The sequence below is a fragment of the Micromonospora sp. NPDC050397 genome, assembly GCF_044901685.1.
GTDB lineage: Bacteria > Actinomycetota > Actinomycetes > Mycobacteriales > Micromonosporaceae > Micromonospora_G.
In genome coordinates this window covers 88,219-112,187 of record NZ_JBJDPS010000013.1, presented here as the reverse complement: position 1 = coordinate 112,187, position 23,969 = coordinate 88,219, and the positions used below count along the sequence as shown (strand labels likewise).

Here is a 23,969-nt window from a genome sequence, read left to right as displayed (position 1 = left end):
CGCCTTGCGCATGCTGCGCACCGTGCAGGCCGAGCAGCGGCCCGCAACCGAGGACGAGCAACGGATGCTCGCCCGCTGGTCGGGATGGGGCGCCGTTCCCGCCATCTTCGATCCGGACCGCGACGAGCACAGCACGTACCTGTGGGCGCGCGAGCAGCTTGCCGACCTACTCGACGAGAACGAGTGGCGTGCCGCACGAAGGACGACCCTGAACGCCCACTACACCGATGCCTCAATCGTCAAAGCCGTGTGGGAAGCGGTCCAGCAGCTCGGCTTCACCGGCGGCGAGGTGCTCGAACCTGGGTCTGGCAGCGGCAACTTCATCGGCTTCGCACCCGATGGTGCGCAGATGGTCGGCGTTGAGCTGGACCCGACAACCGCGGCCATCAGCGCGGCGCTGTACCCCGATGCTCGGATCTTCAACGAGAGCTTCGCAGACACCCGGGTCTCCACCGGTGCCTTCGACCTGGTGATCGGCGACGTCCCCTTCGGCATGGTCAGCTTGACCGATCGGCGGCACAACCCCGGCGGACACCGTATTCACGATCACTTCATGATCAAGAGTTTGCATCTGCTGCGACCGGGCGGGCTCATGGCAGTCCTCACCTCGCACTACAGCCTGGACCGCACCAACCCAGCAGCACGCAGGGAGATCGCATCACTCGCTGACCTCGTTGGCGCCGTGCGGCTTCCATCACGCGCCTTGGCCAAGGCCAGCGGCACCAACGCAGTCGTAGATGTGCTGATCCTCCGTCGCCGCGAGGAAGGTCGCCCGGCCACCCGTCCGCACGAGTGGGAGACCACCCGCCGATTCACCACGGGTGAGGAGGAATTTCCTGTCAATGGCTACTTTCTGGACCGCCCGGAGCGTGTGCTGGGACGGCTCGGCGCGGGAGGCATTCACCGTGCCGACGAACTGGCCGTCGTCGGCGATCCCGATTGCGCGCCAGCGCTACGAGCAGCTCTGCGAGACATCGTCGATGAGGCTCAAGCCCAGGGCCTGACCTACAGCGATGTTCCGCGGGCCAAGCAGCAGCCGATTGCGTTTGTAGCAGCTGCCGAGCAGCAGCCCGAGGGCTACCTGTCGATGCTCAACGACGGTGGGTTCACCCGAGTCGTCGACGGCCAACCGCAGCCCCACGTACCACCAAAGACACAGGCGGATGAGCTGCGCGAATTGCTGCGGCTGCGGAACATCGCGATGCGGCTGCTGGAGGCAGAGGCAGCGACGCTGGACGACACCGACGAGATCGACCACCTACGTACCGAGCTAGGGCGCCGCTACCACGGATACACCGCCCGGTTCGGGCCGATCAACCGGTACAACACCTACAAGACAGGCAAGGTCGACGAGGAGACCGGCGAACCGATCCTGCGGCGGGTCGCGCCCGCCCAGGGCGGATTCCGCACCGATCCCTTCGCCAACCTGGTGTACGCCCTGGAGCGTTTCGACGAAGGCGCCCAGATCGCCTACAAGTCCGACATCTTCACCACCCGTGCGATCGCACCCCGCGCGCCGAAGCTCGGTGCGGACACGCCCGAGGACGCCATCGCCATCTGCCAGGACGTGTACGGCCAGGTCACGCTGGAGCGGGTGGCATGGCTGCTCGGCGTTGACGAGACCGAAGCGCGCCAGCAACTGGGCACCCTGGCCTTCGACGAGCCCGGCACGGACCAACTCGTCCCGGCGGCGGAATACCTGTCCGGCAACGTGAGGGTCAAGCTGAACCAGGCCCGCGCCGCAGCAGAGGAAGACGAGCGGTACGCGCCAAACGTCGACGCGCTGACCGCCGTCAAACCGGTCGACCTCACCCCGGAAGAAATCCGCGTTCGCCTGGGCGCGAGCTGGGTCAGCGGCAGTACCGTCGAGCAGTTTCTTCAGGAACTCCTGGACGACCCCACGATCACGGTCGAACACGGTGACGGCGGAACGGACTGGGCCGTCTCCTCGAAGCGCCGCGCCACGACTCTCGCGACGAGCACGTGGGGCACCGAGCGCAGATCCGCGGTCGACCTCGCGGAGGACCTGCTGAAGCAGCGGCCGGTGCGCGTGTACGACGTTGACCCGGTAACGGACAAGCGCCGCCTGAACGCCGATGCCACTCTCGCAGCCCAGACCAAGGCTACCGAGATCAACGAACGGTTCAGCGAATGGCTGTGGGCGGACCCACAACGGGCGAACGCCCACCTGACCATCTACAACGAGCGGTTCAACTCCCTCGTCCTGCGCTCCTACGACGGAGCGAAGCTGACCCTGCCCGGCCTGGCCCTCACCTTCAAACCACACGCTCACCAGCACAGCGCGGTCGCCCGGATCGTCAACGAACCATCCGTCGGGCTCTGGCACGAGGTCGGCGCCGGCAAGACCGCCGAAATGGTCATGGGGGCGATGGAGCTTCGCCGCCTGGGACTCGCCCGGAAACCACTGATCATCGTCCCTAATCACATGTTGGAGCAATTCAGCAGGGAGATGCTCCAGCTGTACCCCCAGGCGCGGCTGCTCTCGGCCAGCAGCGCGGATCTGACCGCCGACCGTCGCAGGCTGTTCCAGGCCAGGGTGACGACCGGCGCTTGGGACGCCGTCATCATGACCCACCGCGCCTTCGAGCAGGTGGCCATGTCGCCCGAATACCAGCGCACCTACCTCAAGTCGAAGATCGAGAAGCTGGATCGGCGGCTGGCGTCGGCGAAGGCCGCCGACCAGAAGCGGCTCGTGAAGCAGCTCGAAGGCGCCATCAGCCGGGCCGAGGAGCGGATCAAGAAGAAACTGTCCACCAAGAAGGATCCCGGCCTGACCTTCGAACTGATGGGCGTCGACTACGTCTTCGTTGACGAAGGCCACCTGTTCAAAAACCTGGAGCGATCGAGCCGCATCCCGGGGATGGGAATTCCCGGATCCAACAGGTCCACGGACTTGGACATGAAACTGCGGTGGCTGCGCGAGACCAGCGACCGGGTGGGCACCATCGCGACCGCGACCCCCGTCGCGAACTCCCTCGGCGAAGTCCACACCATGCTCATGTACCTCGCCCCGGACATCATGCGTGCCCTGTACATCGACGAGTTCGACGCCTGGGCGGCGACGTTCGGCGAGACGGTCGAGGGAATCGAGGTCGTCCCGGAGGGTGGCGGCCTGCGAATGAACAGCCGGTTCGCCAAGTTTTACAACGTGCCGGAGCTGCTGCGACTGCTGCACCAGGTCGCAGACGTGAAGACGGCCGAAGACCTCGCCCTGCCCGTGCCCGCCCTCAAACAGCGCGAGGACGGCCAGCGCCTGCCCCGTACGGTGGTCGTTCCGGCCAGCGACGAGCTGGGCGACTACCTCACCGCTCTGGTCGACCGGGCCGACAAGGTCCGCCGCGGTGATGTAGATCCAACCGAAGACAATCTGCTGAAAATCACACACAATGGCCGCTCCGCCGCCATGGACCTACGGTTGGTGCCACCGACGGCAGACGAGATCGCCGACGTGGTGCGCCGCTTCGAGGTGCTCGATGACGAAGGTGCCATCGCGGAGCTGGCTGCCAACCTCGCCGGGATGTGGGCCCGACAGCGGCCCAACCCCCTGGACCTCACCACGGCAGCGTGGCCCACCGAGTTGTGGCAAGACGGCGAGCCGCTGTGGTCGGGGCAGTTCGACCACGGCACGGAACAAGCCCTGCTCCGCCTCGCCGACGCTCCCTACTGGAGCGCCGGCCCGCTGACGAGCGGCCAGATCCTCGACACCCTGACCAATTACGACGGGCTCGGCTACGCCGATGTCCGGGAGCGGGTGGCCGAGGAGCTGATCGACCAATGGGCCACAGAACCACCGGACCCACGGGTATGGGCGAGCTTCCAGTGGCCAGAAAGCGTTCGGGACGCCAACGGCCGAGTGATCTGGAACGGCGACCTGCCGCACACCCTCCAACAGACGCTCGCAGCCGCGTATCGGAAGGCGGACGACGAGAACCCGCTGACCGCAGACCAGCTCGCCGAACTGATGGACTCCTACGACCGTCTCGCGGACCCGGCGATCCGCGAGCGACTCGCCTCGGAGCTAGCCGGCCTGTGGAGCGAGAAACCACCCGCCGGACCGCACATCGGCCACGACGGGGCGCGGGCGGCGGAGACGGCATGGCCAGGCCCGATCGCCGGCCCACCCAAGCTGCTGTGGGCAGGGCCGTTCAGCGAGGAGGTCCAAGCGGCGCTGCTCGGCATCCGCGCCATCGACCGGGAGGCCCCCAGCAAGCTGACCGCCGCAGCGGAGACGATCGCCCGCATCTACGCCGAACACCGCGACGACATCTTCACCGACAGCGACGGCCAACCCCATTCGCGCCCCGGCGTGCTCCAGATCGTCTTCAGCGATCTCGGTGTGCCGGCCGCCGGATGGAACGCCTATGAAGAACTCCGGGATCAACTCGTCGCCCGTGGGGTGCCCCGGGCGCAGATCCGCTTCATGCACGAGGCCGGCAGCGATGTGGAGAAGGCCGCACTGTTCGCCGCCGCCCGCGACGGACGTATCAGCGTCCTGGTCGGCTCCACGGAGAAGATGGGCGTGGGGACCAACGTCCAGGCTCGCGCGGTCGCGTTGCATCACCTGGACTGCCCCTGGCGGCCCGCAGACCTTCAGCAGAGGGAGGGCAGGATTCTCCGGCAAGGAAACCAGAGCAGCGAAGTCGAGATCATCCGGTACGTCGCCGAAGGCTCGTTCGACGGCTTCATGTGGCAGACGGTGGCCAGGAAAGCCGAGTTCATCGCGCAGCTTATGCGGGGCAGACTCGACGTCCGCGAGATCGAAGACATCGGCGATGCCGCCCTGTCGTACAACGAAGTGAAAGCGTTGGCCACCGGCAACCCGCTGCTGCTCGACCAGGCCGCCCTGCAAGCCGAAGTGACCAAGCTGGAGCGGCTCGAACGTTCACACCACCGCGAGCGCGATCGGATGGCCTGGGTCCGTCGCGAACGCGAGGAGGACATCACCATCCTGCGGACCCAGATCGAGGAGGCCGTCGCAGCCCAAGCGCGCCGGGTCGACACCACCGGAGACAAGTTCCACGTCATCGTGCTCGGCCAGCGGGCCGGAGAACGGAAGCAGGGCAACGCGCTTCTGCATGACGCACTCAAGGCACTCACCGTGCCGCCACCGCGCGGCGAGCAGGAGGTTGCCGCGATCGGAGGATTCCCGGTCGTCGCCGAACACCGGTGGATCGAAGCCCAGAACCGGCGACTGCTGTACGTCAACATGCCCGACCTGCCCCGGGCGGAGTTTGCTTTGTCGCCCACCGAGTTGGACAACGCCGACCTGGTCGGCCGGTTGGAAAAGCGCCTGCGGGGGCTCGACGCCATTGTGGGGCTGCTGCAACGCGACCTCGCCGCCAAGGAGCAGGACCGAGACCGGATCACGGGCGGCCTGGACGCACCCTTCAAACACACCGACGCCCTGCGTACCGCCCGAGGCCGGCTGGAGGAAGTGAACACGCAGATCGCCACAGCGAGCAGGTCCGAGCCGGCAGCGACCCCGACCTACGCTCCGGGCGGGGCCGTAGCGGCGCCGAGGCGCGTTGATCCGGCCATCATCCGTGCCGGCCGAGCCGGAAATCCCGACGGCAACGACACCATGCAAGTCCTCACCCTCGCCGCCGCCGCCATCCACACCTACGGGTGGGTGTCCCGCCGGGACGCCGACGCCAGCGCCGGCAAACTCGTGCCGACCGCCGCCATCGTGGACACCGCCATCAACGGCGACGGATACGACGCCGCTGGGCTGCGGGAGGACCTGGAGGCGGCCGTCACCGACGAAACCCGCGCCTACGCTGCGGCGGCACGCGAGTACGCGGTCGCGCTACCCGACCGTGACGCCGGTGACTACGCCTACCAACTGCGGGTCGCAGCCACGGAAAACACTGTCAGCGCACGCCACTTCGCCACCCTGGTCTCCGCCGTCTCCAGCTACGAGCGGCACCTACAAGACCGCGCGATCCGCGAGACCACCGCAACCTCAAGCTGGCAGGGGAAGAAAGGTGACCAGGTCAGCTTCGACGCACGAGTTCTTGCCGCGCGTAGCTACAACCGCCAACGGCGCGGCGCCCAGTCCGCTGCCACCACGCTTTACCTAGCCGACGCAACCGGCAACCTGTGGACGTGGCGGGCCCCCAACCTCAACGCCTTCCGGGCCGGCACGTACGTCCACGTCACCGGCAAGATCAAGGGCCACGACACCACGGACGGCCACCGGCAGACCGAACTCGGCCGGTGCGTCCTCGCCCCGATCGACCAGCCTCCGAGCTGGCCGGGGGCACGCGCCCAGACAACCAGCCAGCCCGCCGCCGTCGCGCCGCCCCCACCCGAACCCGTACCGCCAGCACAATCCGCCACGCCAACGTCACCGGCCATCGTTGCCGTGGTAAACCTCGACGCCTGGGCGACCGGTCCCGGCGCACGAGCAAGCGCCGCCGACATCACCTGGCTATCCGACGTGATGACCGGACTGGCCAACGACCCGCAGACGCAAATGTGGGCGCTCGCCAACCCGCTCGACAACTTCGAGCACCCGTTCGCCAAAATCCTCGCCGACACCCTCATGGACGCCTTCGAGGAACGCCCCGACCTCCTCCGGTGGGCGTACTTCGGCAACAAGCAGGATCAGGTCGCGACGCAGGTAGCTGCGGCCGAGGCGGTTCACACCGCGATCCGATCTGCCGCCGATCGCCAAGCCCCCTTGGCACAGGCTGAGGTTGTACCAGCGGCGATCCAGCCCGCTGGAGGACCGTCGAACGGGTCCGGCGAGGAGCCGAACGACAACCCTGACCACGACACGGTGCCCGAACACGCAGCCTGCAGGCCGGTTGCAGGGCAGGCGGAATCGGCAGCCGACGCAGTCAACGCCGATCTCGAAGGACGAGAGCAGCAGATCCGCCGCCGACAGATCATGCTCAAGATCGAGGAACACGCCGCCGGCTACCACCGAAGCACCGGAGCCGCGCACCGCTACATCGCGGAGATGGTCGACGCGACTCCGGAGGAACTGGAGTGGATCAAGGGCTGCATCGCTGACCACCCCGAGGTGTTGGAACTGCCGTACCGCACGCCCGCGCAGTGGGACCAGACCCGACAGCGTCGCGGCGAGGAGGCATTTCAGGAGGCGGAGACGGCCCACGGGGCAGGCGACGTTGCCGGCGCACTGGATTGGCTTGATGAGGCGCGGGCATGTGGTGTCCTATCCCTCGCCGAGTGGCACGCCGGCCGGGAGTACGTGCAAACGCACGGGCCGGGTAACGACCAACCGGCGTCCGGACCGCCGACCAACGTCTCGCAGCCAGAGCAGCGCACGCCCGAGGAAGACGCATCGGTTGATCGGAGATCCCAGGTGCGGCAGCGTCAACTGGTGCTCGCACTGGAACAGTACGGACCCGGCTACCACCACATCACCGGCGATGGCACGAGGTACGCCGCCGAAGCGGCACGTGCGACACCGCAGGAGTGGGCATGGATGGAGACCTACGTCCGCAACAACCCACAGGTGCTGAAGGGCGAGCGCCTCGGAGACGCACGCATTCACGAGATCAACCGCAAGGCCGCTCGGAAGGCATTCGAGGCTGCTACTGACGCGATGCGACGCGGCGATTTCGACGCCGCCTTGGAGCGGCTCGATGACGCCGAGGTGCACTGCCCGGAGGGGAACCCGGACCGAGGCGATAGCTGGGACCGCTACCGCGACGTCGTCGCGAGCAAGGCTGGCGCACCTACCAGACAGGACTCCGCCTCGGGCAAATCGCCAGCGCGTGAGGGCGCGGAAATTGGCGCTCGTTCAGAGCCCGCAGCCCTGGCAAGGGTCGGCCACGCAACCGCGTCGTCGGCTCCGGACGCCGGGTCCAATCTTTTCCCGGCAGATTCCGCTGCGCCAGTCGCCGCTGTGCGCAACGGCCGCGGTCGGTGACGCGCGGGGAGCACCCCCGCGTGCGCGGGGAGCACGGGCACGGCGCTCGCCCGGGCTCGGGATGGCAGGGACCACCCTCGCGTGCGCGGAGAGCACGGCGGTCAGGACGGCGGTCACTTCGGGGCTCCGGGACCACCCCCGCGTGCGCGGGGAGCACGCGGGGGTGGTGGCGAAGCTGATCCGCAGATAGGGACCACCCCCGCGTGCGCGGGGAGCACCTACGAACACGAAGAGGTCTGACCGGTACTCAGGGACCACCCCCGCGTGCGCGGGGAGCACACCGAATTTCACCCCGAGTTCCACGACATGCCGGGACCACCCCCGCGTGCGCGGGGAGCACCTTGGCCGGTACGGGCTGCTGCTCCGGCTGCCGGGACCACCCCCGCGTGCGCGGGGAGCACAGGTTGTTACCCGTGATCGTCCAGAGCCGGTCGGGACCACCCCCGCGTGCGCGGGGAGCACATGATGCGACCCCACTTGTGGGCAATCCGCTTGGGACCACCCCCGCGTGCGCGGGGAGCACCACGTCGGAACGGTGCCCTGCTCGCGGAACTCGGGACCACCCCCGCGTGCGCGGGGAGCACGACGACCGTGCCGACCGTTGTCGGCCACACCGGGGACCACCCCCGCGTGCGCGGGGAGCACATGGTTCACAAGCTCGACGTGGCCGCGCGACTAGGACCACCTCCGCGTGCGCGGGGAGCACACCACGACGCCCAGGGTGCGGAGCGGGGCGATGGGACCACCCCCGCGTGCGCGGGGAGCACTCAAGGATCTTATGGACGACAGCGCGATACCTCAGACCGCCCCCGCGTGCGCGGGGAGCACAGCACTGTGTCGGTGTCACTCGACGGACAGCCGGGACCACCCCCGCGTGCGCGGGGAGCACAGCACTTTCTGGATCACGTCGAGCAGGCTGCCGGGACCACCCCCGCGTGCGCGGGGAGCACGCCGGTGGTGAGCAACTTCGCCTCGTCCCAGGACCACCCCCGCGTGCGCGGGGAGCACCAGACGGTACCTGGGCGGCATGGCCCTGGCCGGGGACCACCCCCGCGTGCGCGGGGAGCACTCGGCGGCGAACCCGACCACCACCCCGGTGACGGGACCACCCCCGCGTGCGCGGGGAGCACAAAGCAGTGTTGTTCCCTGTTAATCGCGCCTAAGGACCACCCCCGCGTGCGCGGGGAGCACGACCGCACCCGTTCCGCCGAGGACGCGACGGTGGGACCACCCCCGCGTGCGCGGGGAGCACACGACGTATACGCAGAGGCAGCGCGAGGCGATGGGACCGCCCCCGCGTGCGCGGGGAGCACGGCACCATCGACCGGGCAGCGTTCTTCCGCGCGGGACCACCCCCGCGTGCGCGGGGAGCACGGATGATCCGACCTGGCACGATCTGCGTCACAGGGACCACCCCCGCGTGCGCGGGGAGCACGGCTGTGACAGCGCCGATGGCACCTACCTCGCGGGACCACCCCCGCGTGCGCGGGGAGCACCGCGACACCCGGCCAGGTGTCGCGCCGCCGTCGGGGCCACCCCCGCGTGCGCGGGGAGCACGTTCACGAGGGGGCAGGCGGCCAGCTCGGCGAGGGACCACCCCCGCGTGCGCGGGGAGCACACGACGATCGCGACGGGCCTGGTCATCGACCACGGACCACCCCCGCGTGCGCGGGGAGCACGCTTCCAGACCACAAGCAACGCCAAGATGGGCCGGACCACCCCCGCGTGCGCGGGGAGCACTACTTGAGCACGAACAGGTCCCGGTCCTGCACGGGACCACCCCCGCGTGCGCGGGGAGCACACCCTTCAGCAGACCGAGGGCACTGGGCGCGCGGGACCACCCCCGCGTGCGCGGGGAGCACGATATCCACTGGGACGGCAGGCGGCTGTCGGTGGGACCACCCCCGCGTGCGCGGGGAGCACATGAATACCTGCGCCGCGGCGCGCTCGGCCACGGGACCACCCCCGCGTGCGCGGGGAGCACGGACCACGACCGAGATCGAAGACGGCGTGGTCGGGACCACCCCCGCGTGCGCGGGGAGCACGCTGACCCGATGGTGGGCGCTGCCATCCACCAGGGACCACCCCCGCGTGCGCGGGGAGCACGCCTACAACGGCAAGGGCGACACCAGCCTCCGGGGACCACCCCCGCGTGCGCGGGGAGCACCTTTTGCCCGGATCCCGGGCGCCCTGACGGGTGGGACCACCCCCGCGTGCGCGGGGAGCACACCCTGGCCAGGCCGGCGTCCATGCCGTCGCGGGGACCACCCCCGCGCGCGTGGGGAGCACAACCAGTTCCGGACCACGCTGTTGCCGGCCGAGGGACCACCCCCGCGTGCGCGGGGAGCACGATCTGAACCTGGACGACGAGATGAAGCAGACGGGACCACCCCCGCGTGCGCGGGGAGCACAACCTGGCGACCATCGGGACCAAGTCCCGCTTGGGACCATCCCCGCGTGCGCGGGGAGCACGCTCTCCGCGATGGGAGAGCGGGGCCGCGGTCGGGACCACCCCCGCGTGCGCGGGGAGCACACGGTCTGGCCGGTGGCGTACCCGGCGAGGATGGGACCACCCCCGCGTGCGCGGGGAGCACGCTCTCCGCGATGGGAGAGCGGGGCCGCGGTCGGGACCACCCCCGCGTGCGCGGGGAGCACGTGTTTTCCCTTCCGTGCGTGCCGACGCCCGGAGGACCACCCCCGCGTGCGCGGGGAGCACGACCTGGAGCATGCGGCCCAGCTAGTGAGGGAGGGACCACCCCCGCGTGCGCGGGGAGCACCAGAAAAGCAGATCCGAATCAATGCCGGGCACGGGACCACCCCCGCGTGCGCGGGGAGCACTCACCCGGACCCCGAGGGTAGCGAGCTGGGCAGGGACCACCCCCGCGTGCGCGGGGAGCACCGCCCTGACGCGTCCTGGTCGGCTCGCTGAACGGGACCACCCCCGCGTGCGCGGGGAGCACAAGACTGGCTACATGCCGACGCGGAGCTCGTCGGGACCACCCCCGCGTGCGCGGGGAGCACGCCACAACCTTCGCCAAGTCGATCAGCGACACCGGACCACCCCCGCGTGCGCGGGGAGCACGGCGACAGGCCGAGGACCGTACCGGGCATGGGGGGACCACCCCCGCGTGCGCGGGGAGCACCCCAGGTCGTCCCAGAGCCGTCGACCACGCTGTGGACCACCCCCGCGTGCGCGGGGAGCACACCCGATACGACCCGATTTCGGTCTGGCGGGAGGGACCACCCCCGCGTGCGCGGGGAGCACAGGACAACCAGCAAGACAACGATTTGCCAAGGGGGACCACCCCCGCGTGCGCGGGGAGCACGAAGGCCGCTGGGTGCAGGCCGAGGGAGCCGTCGGACCACCCCCGCGTGCGCGGGGAGCACGAGCATTCGGTGGCGAGCGACTTGGGTCCGAAGGGACCACCCCCGCGTGCGCGGGGAGCACGGGGTCACACCCTCAGGCGCGGGCGTTGGGGTGGGACCACCCCCGCGTGCGCGGGGAGCACCAGCCAAGTTGGCCATCAGGCAGGTAGGACGGGGGGACCACCCCCGCGTGCGCGGGGAGCACGAAGCCGCGAGGACCGTCCATGGCGACCACGTGGGACCACCCCCGCGTGCGCGGGGAGCACGCGCGCCCGGCCACAGCAGGCGAGCAGGCCGAGGGGACCACCCCCGCGTGCGCGGGGAGCACAGGGGTAGAGCCGTCCGAGGTGTTCGTCTTCGGGGACCACCCCCGCGTGCGCGGGGAGCACGCTCAATTTCGACACCATCGACTCGCGTACACGGGACCACCCCCGCGTGCGCGGGGAGCACTGCTCGCCAACGTCGCCACCACCATCAACTTCGGGACCACCCCCGCGTGCGCGGGGAGCACCGCGGTGCCGCCGGGCAGATCCTGGACAACGGGGGACCACCCCCGCGTGCGCGGGGAGCACCAGTGCGCGGCTTCCTGGACGGAGCGCAACTTGGGACCACCCCCGCGTGCGCGGGGAGCACCGTGACCGTCGCGTGCTGTGATGCAAGTTGCAGGGACCACCCCCGCGTGCGCGGGGAGCACGATCCCCGCAGCTCGAACCAAGGTCAGCATCTGGGACCACCCCCGCGTGCGCGGGGAGCACGTCTGGTACTCGACCCTCGTCGCGGGGGGCCGGGGACCACCCCCGCGTGCGCGGGGAGCACGATGTCGACCTGCACCGGGTGGGCGCACCCGAGGGACCACCCCCGCGTGCGCGGGGAGCACGGGGTGCCGCGTCCGATGAGGTAGTCGGTCCCGGGACCACCCCCGCGTGCGCGGGGAGCACGGCGCCGCCGTCGGGCTCACCGCTAAGGGTGAGGGACCACCCCCGCGTGCGCGGGGAGCACGTCATCAGCTTGCGGTGACGCGCGCCGGCCTCGGGACCACCCCCGCGTGCGCGGGAAGCACGCACAGCTCCAGCGGCGTCACCCGGACACCCAGGGACCACCCCCGCGTGCGCGGGGAGCACACTTCTTGACCTGGTGGTTTAAAGATCACCAGCGGTAGTTTTCTTCACTTTCAGCGCTCCAGGTCTGGTGTGCAGATGGTTTCATCGTTTGGTTCGCATCTGTGGGTGGACGAGGTGTGGCGGTGTGCTGGTTGGATTGGATCAACAGGCCTGCCGGTTGGGTAGCCGGTTTGTCAGGGGGGCGTGTTTCCATACGCCGGTGAGTGTGGGTGAGCTTAGCGAGACTGCGTGCCTGGTGTGGGGTAAGGCGCCTGATCTGGCTTTCGGTTGGATGCCATTGTGGCGGCATCTCGCGGACAGTGCGGATGTCGCGGGTCGGCTTTGGGATCTGTGGCTGCCGAGCGTGGTGAAGCGCCGTATTAGTGATCAAATGCCCGGCGCTGATGCCGACGGGCGAAGGTTGGTCGTGTGGCTCGCGGGTGTGCATGACATCGGTAAGGCAACGCCGGCGTTCGCCTGCCAGGTCCCACCTCTGGCGCGTGGGATGCAGGATCGTGGTTTTGTCTTCGGTCGTGAGGTGGCGGGTGATCGTCATCGGGCGCCTCACGCGACGGCCGGCCATGTGGTGCTGGTGGATTGGTTGTTGGAACAGCATGGCTGGGAAGGTTCTCAGGCTGAGCAGCTTGCGGTAGTGGTCGGGGGCCATCATGGTGTGCCGCCGACTGATGCTGATCTTGAGAATGTTCGGCTCCGTCCGTTTCTGCTAGGTGGTGGGTTGTGGGCTGAGGCGCGTGCTGAGCTGCTCGGGTGGATGACGCGGCGGGTCGGGGTCGGTGAGCGTTTGCCTGAGTGGCGGCATGTGCGGTTGTCGCAGCCGGTGCAGGCGTTGTTGACGGCGGTGGTGATCACGGCCGATTGGATTGCCAGTAACGAGGAGCTTTTCCCGTACGGGGTGCGTGAGGTTGCCGGGGTCGACCGGTTGGAGCAGGCGTGGGATGACCTGGATCTCCCCACGCCGTGGCGCGCGGTCGACGCGGTCGGTGACGCGAGCGTGTTGTATGGCTCCCGGTTCAGGTTGCCGGTGGATGCGGAGCCTTACCCGGTGCAGTTGGCGGTTGTGGACGAGGCCCGTCGGATGCCGTTGCCGGGGATGTTGGTCATTGAGGCGCCGATGGGTGAGGGCAAGACTGAGGCTGCGTTGGCCGCGGTCGAGGTCCTGGCGTCGCGTACGGGGGCTGGTGGTTGTTTCGTTGCTTTGCCGACGCGGGCGACGAGTGACGCGATGTTCCGCAGGATGTTGGCCTGGTTGGATCGGTTGCCGGACGCGGATGTCGGTCGGGGCAGCCGGGATGTGGCGCTCGCGCACGGTAAGGCGCGGTTGAATCCGGACTATTCACGGTTGTACCGGCACGTGTTGCCCAGTTCCCTCGGGGTGGACGAGGGCGGTGCGGAGTTGGCGGTGCACCGGTGGCTGGCTGGTCGGAAGCGGACGATGCTTTCCAGCTTCGTGATCGGCACGATCGATCAGCTGCTGTTCGCCGCGCTGAAGTCTCGTCATGTTGTGCTCAGGCACCTGGGTTTGGCGGGCAAGGTCGTCGTGATCGACGAGGCGCACGCCTATGACGTCTACATGAGCAGGTATCTGGATCGGGCGTTGGAGTGGCTCGGGGCGCACGGGGTCCCGGTGGTGGTCTTGTCGGCCACGCTACCGGGGCAGCGTCGGGCGGAGATGATCGCCGCGTACGACGATGGCCGGTTCGGGGCAGCCCCACGGGCGAAACGATGGTCGCCCGACCTGTCCGGGACGGCGGCACTCGCACCCGGGTATCAGGCGTTGCATGCGGATCTGCGGTACCCGCTGCTGAGCGTCTCCGGGGTGGAGAGGACACCGACGGTCGTGGCGCCTGCCGCTTCAGGGCGCCGGCTCGCGGTTCGCGTCCGCCGGCATGAGGACGACCTGCGGCTCCTCGCGGCGACGTTACGCGATGAGCTCGTCGACGGCGGCTGCGTCCTGGTCGTGCGGAACACGGTCGCACGGGTGCTCGAGACGGCGAGCGTTCTACGCGCCGAACTCGGCCCTGAGGTACCTGTGTCGATGGCGCACTCACGCTTCATGGCGCCGGATCGGGCCGCCAAGGATCAGTGGTTACGTGACACGTTCGGTGCGCCGCGGCACGTCGAGGAGAACGGCGCTGCTCGACCTCGGTGTCATGTTGTGGTTGCGAGTCAGGTTGCCGAACAGTCACTCGACATCGACTTCGACCTGCTTGTCACCGATCTCGCGCCGGTGGACCTGCTGCTGCAACGAATCGGCCGTCTGCACCGGCACGCCCGACCGGGTCGACCCGCCCGACTGGTGCAGCCGCGCTGCCTGGTGACGGGTGTGTGGTGGGACGCGGTTCCGCCGGAGCCGGTCCGTGGGTCGTTGCGGGTGTATGACGAGTCCGCGCTCCTGCGGTCCGCCGCCGTGCTGTTCCCCTTCCTCGAGGAGGACCGGGTCGTCCGGCTGCCCGAGGACATCTCGCCCTTGGTGCAGGCCGCGTACGGCAGTGCACCGGTGGGACCGTCGGCCTGGCATTCGGAGCTGGAGAAAGCGGTCAGCAGGTCGGACGAGCGGAACCATGCGACGCGGCAGCGGGCGGAGGCGTTCCGTCTCGGGCCGGTCCGGGCGCCTGGCCGTTCGTTGGTCGGGTGGCTGACCGCACGCGCGGGTGATGTCGAGTCCGCAGGTGGTGACGAGCGGCGAGGCCGGGCCCACGTCCGCGATGACAGCGCCGAGGGCCTGGAGGTGTTGGTGCTGGTGCGTCGCGGGAACCAGCTGGTGGTGCCACCCTGGCTGGCCGATCGTGGCGGGGAGGTCGTACCGACGGATTTCGCTCCGCCGTCGGGATTGTCGCGCGTGGTGGCGTCGTGTGCGCTGCCGCTGCCGAGGATGATGACCAGCCGCGGCGGGATCGACCGGATCATCGACGAACTGGAAGAGCGGAACAGCTTCGCCGGGTGGGAGAAGGATCCGTGGCTCGGCGGCGAGCTGGTGCTCGATCTGGACGAGCGCGGTCGCAGCCAGTTGACCGACTTCGACCTGGAATACGACCCTCACGACGGACTGCGCGTGACCCGCCGGGAGACCCCATCCCCATGACTCTGTGTCAGATCATGGACTCTTGGGGTAGTTGTCCGACCGTGTTGCTGCCACTCTTGCCCAGGTCGATTTCGCCTCTGACCAGGGGAAACCCTGCATACACAGGGAGCGACGCGAATCCGTGCGGCAGCAACGGATCACCCCGCCTTGACGCGGGAGCGTGTTAGCGTCCTGAACGCCTCACTCAACAATGGAGCCTGCGGGAGCAAGTTGACGACTTGCATCCTTTGGCTGTTTGCCCTGGATGGAGACGGCTCACGTGGTGGACATGGTTCCCTCCTTCCCGTTGACCGACCGGCTGTGGATCCCTGCCCTCGACCATGATGGGCGGCCGCGGCCCGTCTCGCTGCGCGGCGCCTTTGCGGAGGCGGCGGAGCTCCGGACGATCGTCGGTGATCTACCTACCCAGACGTTCGCGATTTTACGGTTGCTGCTGGCGGTGCTGCACCGGGCGGTCGAAGGCCCTGAGGACGAAAGAGCTTGGCGGGGCCTGTGGCAGAGCCCAGGGTTGCCCGTCGACGCGATCGACGACTACCTCGCGGAGTTTCCCGACCGGTTCGATCTGCTGCATCCGGTCACGCCGTTCTACCAGGTCGCGGACCTGGAAACAGGTAAGGGCGATGTCACGGGGCTGGATCGGCTCATCGCCGACGTGCCGACCGGCGCCCCCTATCTGACGAACCGTCTGGCAGGTGGTCTTGACCGGATCACCCCGGCCGAGGCCGCGCGGTGGGTCGTGCACTGCCAGGCCTACGACACGTCGGGAATCAAGTCCGGGGCGGTCGGCGACCCGCGGGTCAAGGGCGGCAAGGGCTACCCGATCGGCACCGGCATCTGCGGCAACCTGGGCGGAATCTTCCTCGAGGGGCAGAACCTCCGGGAGACACTCCTGCTCAACCTGATCCCACAGGACAACGACTATCTTCAGTCGGATCCGCGCGATGCGCCAGTGTGGGAGCGCCCGCCGCACGGCCCGGCCGAGGAACTCGCGCAGCATCGGGGACCGTACGGGTTGCTCAGCCTCTACACCTGGCAGGCCCGGCGGATCCGCCTGGTCGGTGACGAGAATTGGATCACCGGGGCGCTGGTGACCAACGGTGACAAGCTCGGCTGGGAGAACCGCAACCGGCTGGAGCCGATGAGCGGCTGGCGGCGGAGCAAGAACCAGGAAAAGGCACTGAAGCTGCCGCAGGTCTACATGCCTGCCCTGCACGATCCCACCCGGGCGTTGTGGCGCGGCCTGGGGTCGCTGCTGACGGCGACACCCGCCCCGCGAGGCGGCGCGGACGGGCCGGCCAGGGTGGCCCCGGTGTTGATCCAGTGGCTTGCCCGGCTGCGTAACGCCGGCCATCTCGACGCCTCGTACCGGGTCACCACCCGCGCCGTCGGCGTCGTCTACGGCACCCAGCAGTCCGTGATCGACGAGATCTACCACGATTCGCTGACCATGACCGCCCAGGCATTCCACCCTGCCGGTGAGCTGCGGACCACGATCGTCGACAGTGCGGCGGATGCCGAATCGGCGGCCACCGCGCTGCGGACACTCGCGGCTAACCTCTGCCGCGCGTCCGGCGGCACCGGCAGGGAGCAGAAGGACCCGCCGACCGTCGCCGCGGTCCGGGCCAGCGAGAACGCCTTCGCCGCACTCGACCAACAGTTTCGTCGCTGGCTCGGTCAACTCACCCCGGCCACCGACCCCGCCCAGGCACGCTCCCAGTGGCAGGCGACCGCGTACCGGATCGTCTCCCGCCTCGGCGCGGACCTGGTCGCCCAAGCCGGCCCGCACGCGTGGGCCGGCCGGTACGTCGACAAGGACAAGTATCTCAGCAGCCCACTCGCCGACCTGTTCTTCCGCCAGGCCCTACGCCGCGCCCTGCCTCTGGCAGCGGACCGGGAGACGACCCCAGGCGACAACCTTGACCTTCAGGAGGTCCCGGCGTGACCGCCGTAGCCCCACCCGACAGCGAACCCACCGCCACCGACCCGAGCCCTCGATACATTCGCAGGCGTCGACCTTTCGGTAGCCACGTCGCCGCGACCGTCGACGTCCTCCAGGGCCACTACCGGCGCAAGCAGCCCGCGGCCGTGGCGACGATGGCGCAGCTGCGGGCCGCCGTGGGCAGGCTGCCCGGGTCCGAGTACCAGATCCTGCAACTGACGCAGGTGCCGGACAGATACCAGCCGGATCGGTACGGCGACGACGCGACCGAGGTCGAGCAGGCCAAACACACCGCCCTGACCCTGTACGCGCTGCATCAGCAATCCATCCAGGACGCGCCGATGCACATCGACGGACCCGGCCTCGGGGCCTCGATCAGTCTGCTCACCAAAGCCTCCGGCAGCGCCGAGGCCGTCCGCCGCCGGTTCGCCGCGATCGGCACCGCGTCCACGTACACGGAGGTCACCCACCACCTTCGTACCTTCGTGCGGCTGCTCCGCGACCACCGCATCGCGCTCGACTACGGGCTACTCGCCGACGACCTCGTCGCCGTGCAACGCCCCGGTGGACGGGCCCGCGTCCGCGCCCAATGGGGCCGCGACTTCTACCGCGTCGCCCCGGACACCACCGACGACCCCGACACCCCCACCACCGCCGTACCCGTCAACGCCGACACCGAGGAGTGACCATGACCCGCACCGTCCTTGACGTTCACATCATCCAGACCCTGCCGCCGAGCAACGTCAACCGCGACGAGTCCGGATCCCCGAAGACCGCCATCTACGGCGGAGTGCGCCGCGCCCGCGTATCCAGCCAGGCATGGAAACGCGCCGTGCGCCTCGACTTCGACAAGCACCTCGACAGCTCACTGCTGGGGGAGCGGACCAAGCGGGTTGGCGAGGCCATCGCCGCCCGGATCCAGGCCATCGACCCGGGATTGAAGGAACAGGCACCCACCCTGGCCTCCGGTGTCCTCAAAGCGGCCGGGCTGCTCAAGAAGGAGACCAAAGGTGCCGAGGGCGAGATTGGGTACCTGTTGTTCCTCAGCCACCGCCAGCAGGACAACCTCGCCCGCGAGGCAGTCGAGGCGCACCACGCCGGACGGGCCCCGAACGCGGCCGAGGTGAAGAAGCTCGCGAACACCGACCACTCGATCGACATCGCCATGTTCGGGCGCATGGTCGCCGACGTGACCGACATCAACGTCGACGCAGCCGTCCAGGTCGCCCACGCCCTCAGCGTCCACGCCGTCGACAACGAGTTCGACTACTACACCGCCGTCGACGACCGGAAACACGACGCCCAGGAAACCGGCGCCGGCATGATCGGCACCATCGAATTCAACTCCTCGACCCTCTACCGGTACGCCACCGTCGACGTCGACCGGCTACACGAAACCCTCGGCGACCCCGCCGCGACCCGCCAGGCCGTCGAGGCGTTCCTGTCCGCCTTCGCGACCAGCATGCCGTCCGGCAAACGCAACACCTTCGCCAACGGCACCCGACCCGACGCCGTCATGGTCCGCCTGCGCGACACCCAACCGATCAACCTCGTCGGCGCCTTCGAAGAACCCATCCGACAGGAACAGTCCGGCCGGGTCCCGGCCGCCGCCGCCGCACTCGCCGCCTACACCACCGAAGTCGAACAGGCATACGGCGACCACGCCGTCGCGTCCTGGGTCACCCACGTCGGAACCCGCACCCAGGCACTCGCCCCGCTCGGCACGGTCCTCCCACTACCCGAGCTGATCTCCGCCGTCGGTAAGCAGATCACCGACCGGATCGGCACCGACGCATGAGCGCACTCCTGCTCCGGCTCGCCGGCCCCCTACAGGCCTGGGGCTCCGGCAGCCGGTTCGCCCACCGACACACCGAACCCGCCCCCACCAAAAGCGGAGTGATCGGACTCCTCGCCGCAGCCCGCGGCATCCGCCGCACCGAACCCCTCACCGAACTACTCGGCCTCACCTTCGGCGTCCGCATCGACCAGCCCGGACAACTCATCCGCGACTTCCAAGTAGCCCGCACCCTCGACGACAAAACCAGCATGCCGCTCACCTACCGCTACTACCTGTCCGACGCCGCGTTCCTCGCCGCCGTCAGCGGCGACGACACCCTCCTCGAAGGCCTCCACGACGCGCTGATGCGACCCCACTTCCCGCTCTACCTCGGCCGCCGCTCCTGCCCACCCGACCGGCCGGTCAGCCTCGGCGTCCACCCCGGCACCCTCACCGACCTCCTCGCCCAATGGCCCTGGCAGGCATCCAAACGCCACCAAACACGCGCCGCGCGAACCGTCCGCCTGGAAATCCTCCGCGACGCCGAAGACGGCGAACCCATCACCGAAACCATCCGCGACGAACCCATCACCTTCGACCCCACCCACCGCCAACACGGATGGCGATCCGTCATCCGCGCCCACACAGACCTACCCAACCCCGGCGGCCGCACCACCAGCGACCACGACCCGATGGCGCTGCTCGGAGGATGACGATGTACCTCACCCGATTCCGCATCAACACCGCCCGACGCGGCGCCCGTAAACTCCTGACCTCCCCCCAGGCGATGCACGCCGCGGTCCTGTCCGGGTTCGCCCGCCCCGAAGACCACACCAGAGACGACGCCCGCACCCTCTGGCGGATCGACCACAGCCAGGACCGGCAGGTCACCCTCTACATCGTCAGCCCCGCCCAACCCGACCTCACCCACCTGGTCGAACAAGCCGGATGGCCAACCACCGACACCTGGCAAACCCGCCCCTACACCGGACTCCTCGACACCCTCGCCAAAGGGCAGACTTGGGCATTCCGGCTCACCGCCAACCCCGTCCGCGACGGCCGAAAAACCACCGACGCACCCGACACACAACGCTTCGGCGCCGTCACCGTCGAGTACCAGACGCAGTGGCTGACCAAACGAGCCGCTACCAACGGCTTCCTCATCGCCGCCCAAGCCGACGGCCACCTCAACCTCACCGTGCACAACCGCCAAACCCACAACTTCACCCGGGTGCGCGGCCAACGACCCGTCACCCTGGTCACCGCCACCTACGACGGCGTACTCCAAGTCGAGGACCCCGACCCACTGCGACGACTCCTGCGCAACGGCATCGGCCACGCCCGCGCCTACGGCTGCGGCCTCATGACCCTCGCACCCGCCGGGACAGGACCCGCCCGGTGAAAATACCGGGCGTGCCGCCAGCCGAACTGGCAGAACTCACCCGCGCACAAGACCGGATCAGCTTCCTCTACCTCGAACGCTGCGTCATCCACCGCGACAGCAACGCCATCACCGCAACCGACGAAAAAGGCGTCGTCCACATCCCCGCAGCAACGCTCGGCGTCCTCATGCTCGGCCCCGGCACCACCATCACCCAACAAGCCATGATGCTGCTCGCCGACAACGGAGCCACCGCCATCTGGGTCGGCGAACACGGCGTCCGCTACTACGCCCACGGCCGCTCCCTGGCCCGATCCAGCCGCCTCCTCGTCGCCCAAGCCGCAGCCGTCTCCCACCGCGACCGCCGCCTCGCTGTCGCCCGCGCCATGTACGGCAAACGCTTCCCCGGCGAGGACACCACCACCCTCACCATGCAACAACTACGCGGCAAGGAAGGCGCCCGAGTCCGCCGCTGCTACCGGGAACACTCCCAACGCACCGGCGTCCCCTGGAACAACCGCGAATACAACCCCGGCGACTTCACCGACGGCGATCCGGTCAACCAGGCTCTGTCCGCCGCCCACGCCTGCCTGTATGGAGTCGTCCACGCCGTCATCGTCGCCGTCGGCGCCTCACCCGGACTCGGGTTCGTCCACACCGGGCACGAACGATCCTTCGTCTACGACATCGCCGACCTCTACAAAGCCGAACTGTCGATACCCATCGCCTTCGACATCGCCGCCACCGACGGCGTCGACGACATCGGCGGAGCCACCCGCCGCGCCATCAGGGACCGGATCAACGGCAGCGGAATCCTCGAACGCTGCGTACGCGACATCCGCGACCTACTCCTCACACCACAGCCCACCGGCCCCATCGACGAAGACTGGCTAGAAGCAGACGCCGCCAGCGACGTCGTCCGACTCTGGGACGACAGCGGCTACGAACTCGCCAGCGGACAGAACTACGGCCCCGACGTGGACTTCTGATGACCGTCATCATCCTCACCGCCTGCCCCGAAGGTCTACGCGGCCACCTCACCCAGTGGCTGCTGGAAATCTCCGCCGGCGTCTACGTCGGCCACGTCAACGCCCGCATCCGACAACGCCTCTGGGCCAAGGTCATCGAAATGGCCGGACCAGGCCGGGCGATCCTCGTACACGAACAACCAGGCGAACAACGCCTGTCATTCCTCGTACACGACCACCACTGGACACCCGTCGACCTCGACGGCATCACCCTCATGCGCCGACCAACCGAAAGATCCCTCCCAAACCCCGCACTCCCCAAAGGCTGGAGCAAAGCCTCCAAACGCCGACGCTTCGGCCGCAAAGCCCCACCGACGCCCGGCGGAGGAACCACCGTCCAAACGAATAGTGAACAAAACAGCGACTCTTGATCTACAAACGCCCAGGTCAGGAAGTGTGCTCCCCGCGCACGCGGGGATGGTCCCGTGATCGACCCTCGGGCGGACCGGCCCGTGTAGTGCTCCCCGCGCACGCGGGGATGGTCCCGCCCAGGCGGCCACCTGCACCATGGTCGCCATGTGCTCCCCGCGCACGCGGGGATGGTCCCCGTGATGCCGGTGCCGGCGGTGGTGAGCCCACGTGCTCCCCGCGCACGCGGGGATGGTCCCGAAGCCGACGAACCGAACCTGCGGCCCGTTGCGTGCTCCCCGCGCACGCGGGGATGGTCCCCGCGCGATGAATTCATCGAGCGGGATGGTCTCGTGCTCCCCGCGCACGCGGGGATGGTCCGCGACCCTGAGGGCGGTGGCTGGCTGATGGCACGTGCTCCCCGCGCACGCGGGGATGGTCCCGAACAAAGCGAACGTGATCGTGCCGACCTGGAGTGCTCCCCGCGCACGCGGGGATGGTCCACGGGGATCGGGCCAGGCCGGCGGGGTGTCGGCGTGCTCCCCGCGCACGCGGGGGATGGTCCCGAGGACCGGGGCATGCACGGCGACGACCGCATGTGCTCCCCGCGCACGCGGGGATGGTCCCAGTGGGATCTGCCCGTACGAGCCGACAACGCCGTGCTCCCCGCGCACGCGGGGATGGTCCCGGAAACGACCACTCGATCGCGGTCGAGATCACGTGCTCCCCGCGCACGCGGGGATGGTCCCTGCTCCCACCGGTCGGCGAACTTCCGCCCCGCGTGCTCCCCGCGCACGCGGGGATGGTCCCTCCCGCCGCCAGGCCATCGCCGAGTCGTACGGGTGTGCTCCCCGCGCACGCGGGGATGGTCCCGTCATCAACACCACGGTCATCGGCTCGACCGTGTGCTCCCCGCGCACGCGGGGATGGTCCCGACTGACCCACGGATCAGTGACGGGGCGTTCGGTGCTCCCCGCGCACGCGGGGATGGTCCCGCCGTCATGGCCGGACTGCTCCACGACGTTGTGTGCTCCCCGCGCACGCGGGGATGGTCCCTGGGCCGAGCGCCAGGCCGCCGCAGCGATCCCGTGCTCCCCGCGCACGCGGGGATGGTCCCCGGGGCATTCTGCGGCACCCCGTGCACGGGCAGTGCTCCCCGCGCACGCGGGGATGGTCCCGGCCGTCGGGCCGCGACCGCCGGGGCGTACATGTGCTCCCCGCGCACGCGGGGATGGTCCAGCTGGTAGAGCTGGTTCCGATCCTGGTCGTGCCGTGCTCCCCGCGCACGCGGGGATGGTCCCCCCGCCGCCGCGAGATACATCTGGTTGACGTCGTGCTCCCCGCGCACGCGGGGATGGTCCCCCGAACAGCCGCGAGTCGGTCAACGCGATCGAGTGCTCCCCGCGCACGCGGGGATGGTCCCCCGCCTCACGTCCCAGGTGGGAGCACTGTCACGTGCTCCCCGCGCACGCGGGGATGGTCCGATCGCGCTCGTGCGGATGATGCACGCCTCGGTGTGCTCCCCGCGCACGCGGGGATGGTCCCTCGAGCACCGGTTCGCGGCGATCGCGGTGGTGGTGCTCCCCGCGCACGCGGGGATGGTCCCGTGGTACCGGTGACGGAGTCGGTGCCAAGGCTGTGCTCCCCGCGCACGCGGGGATGGTCCAGGCCCCGAGCATCACCGGTCCCCCTCGTACTTGTGCTCCCCGCGCACGCGGGGATGGTCCCGAGATCGACGTGCCAAACCGAACTGCCGTGGTGTGCTCCCCGCGCACGCGGGGATGGTCCCGCGAGGCTGCCGATCTGGGCGCGGTGCGGGCAGTGCTCCCCGCGCGCGCGGGGATGGTCCCGGCAGCGCCGCCACTGAACGGATTTTGGATCTGTGCTCCCCGCGCACGCGGGGATGGTCCCGCGGCGACGTGCGCGTCCCACACCCACTTCACGTGCTCCCCGCGCACGCGGGGATGGTCCCCCGGAGGCGTTCTACCCCCGCTCGGGCGGCTCGT

The 23,969-nt window shown here is 69.3% G+C and carries 9 protein-coding genes and 2 CRISPR repeat arrays (1 of these 11 running past the window's edge); all 9 genes read left to right on the top strand.

The window, feature by feature from the left end:
- Window positions 1-4 precede the first annotated feature (4 nt).
- A complete protein-coding gene (locus tag ACI2K4_RS29430) occupies window positions 5-7,921 on the top strand; it encodes a hypothetical protein (protein ID WP_404515999.1) in 7,917 nt (2,638 codons plus the stop codon).
- Window positions 7,922-7,927: 6 nt separating this feature from the next.
- A CRISPR array of direct repeats spans window positions 7,928-12,408; the repeat unit is 29 nt; unit sequence GGGACCACCCCCGCGTGCGCGGGGAGCAC.
- A gap of 199 nt (window positions 12,409-12,607) precedes the next feature.
- Complete coding sequence (gene cas3, locus ACI2K4_RS29425) at window positions 12,608-15,490, top strand: CRISPR-associated helicase Cas3' (protein ID WP_404515998.1); 2,883 nt, start codon at window positions 12,608-12,610, stop codon at window positions 15,488-15,490.
- A 286-nt stretch (window positions 15,491-15,776) separates the two neighbouring features.
- A complete protein-coding gene (casA, locus tag ACI2K4_RS29420; RefSeq protein ID WP_404515997.1) occupies window positions 15,777-17,432 on the top strand; it encodes a type I-E CRISPR-associated protein Cse1/CasA in 1,656 nt (551 codons plus the stop codon).
- The gene (gene casB / locus ACI2K4_RS29415) at window positions 17,429-18,115 is read left to right on the top strand and encodes a type I-E CRISPR-associated protein Cse2/CasB (protein WP_404515996.1); all 687 of its coding nucleotides are present in this window, start codon (window positions 17,429-17,431) and stop codon (window positions 18,113-18,115) included. The genes casA and casB overlap by 4 nt, the downstream gene beginning before the upstream one ends.
- Window positions 18,116-18,117: 2 nt before the next feature.
- A complete protein-coding gene (gene cas7e, locus ACI2K4_RS29410; RefSeq protein ID WP_404515995.1) occupies window positions 18,118-19,227 on the top strand; it encodes a type I-E CRISPR-associated protein Cas7/Cse4/CasC in 1,110 nt (369 codons plus the stop codon).
- A complete protein-coding gene (gene cas5e / locus ACI2K4_RS29405; protein WP_404515994.1) occupies window positions 19,224-19,919 on the top strand; it encodes a type I-E CRISPR-associated protein Cas5/CasD in 696 nt (231 codons plus the stop codon). Before cas7e ends, cas5e begins: the two co-directional genes overlap by 4 nt.
- Window positions 19,920-19,921: 2 nt before the next feature.
- Complete coding sequence (gene cas6e / locus ACI2K4_RS29400) at window positions 19,922-20,608, top strand: type I-E CRISPR-associated protein Cas6/Cse3/CasE (protein WP_404515993.1); 687 nt, start codon at window positions 19,922-19,924, stop codon at window positions 20,606-20,608.
- Window positions 20,605-21,576, top strand: a complete 972-nt coding sequence (cas1e, locus tag ACI2K4_RS29395) for a type I-E CRISPR-associated endonuclease Cas1e (protein WP_404515992.1) — start codon at window positions 20,605-20,607, stop codon at window positions 21,574-21,576. Before cas6e ends, cas1e begins: the two co-directional genes overlap by 4 nt.
- Window positions 21,576-21,986: a type I-E CRISPR-associated endoribonuclease Cas2e gene (gene cas2e, locus ACI2K4_RS29390; protein WP_404515991.1), complete on the top strand. Its 411-nt coding sequence runs from the start codon at window positions 21,576-21,578 to the stop codon at window positions 21,984-21,986. The genes cas1e and cas2e overlap by 1 nt, the downstream gene beginning before the upstream one ends.
- Before the next feature lie 25 nt (window positions 21,987-22,011).
- Window positions 22,012-23,969: direct repeats of the CRISPR family, unit length 22 nt; unit sequence CCGCGCACGCGGGGATGGTCCC; it runs 3,924 nt beyond the window's last position.

What these genes read in the sequence shown, in the direction of transcription:
- cas7e (WP_404515995.1), top strand. Translation starts at nt 18,118, where the DNA reads ATGACCCGCACCGTCCTTGACGTTCACATCATCCAGACCCTGCCGCCG.
- cas5e (WP_404515994.1), top strand. Translation starts at nt 19,224, where the DNA reads ATGAGCGCACTCCTGCTCCGGCTCGCCGGCCCCCTACAGGCCTGGGGC.
- cas6e (WP_404515993.1), top strand. Translation starts at nt 19,922, where the DNA reads ATGTACCTCACCCGATTCCGCATCAACACCGCCCGACGCGGCGCCCGT.
- cas2e (WP_404515991.1), top strand. Translation starts at nt 21,576, where the DNA reads ATGACCGTCATCATCCTCACCGCCTGCCCCGAAGGTCTACGCGGCCAC.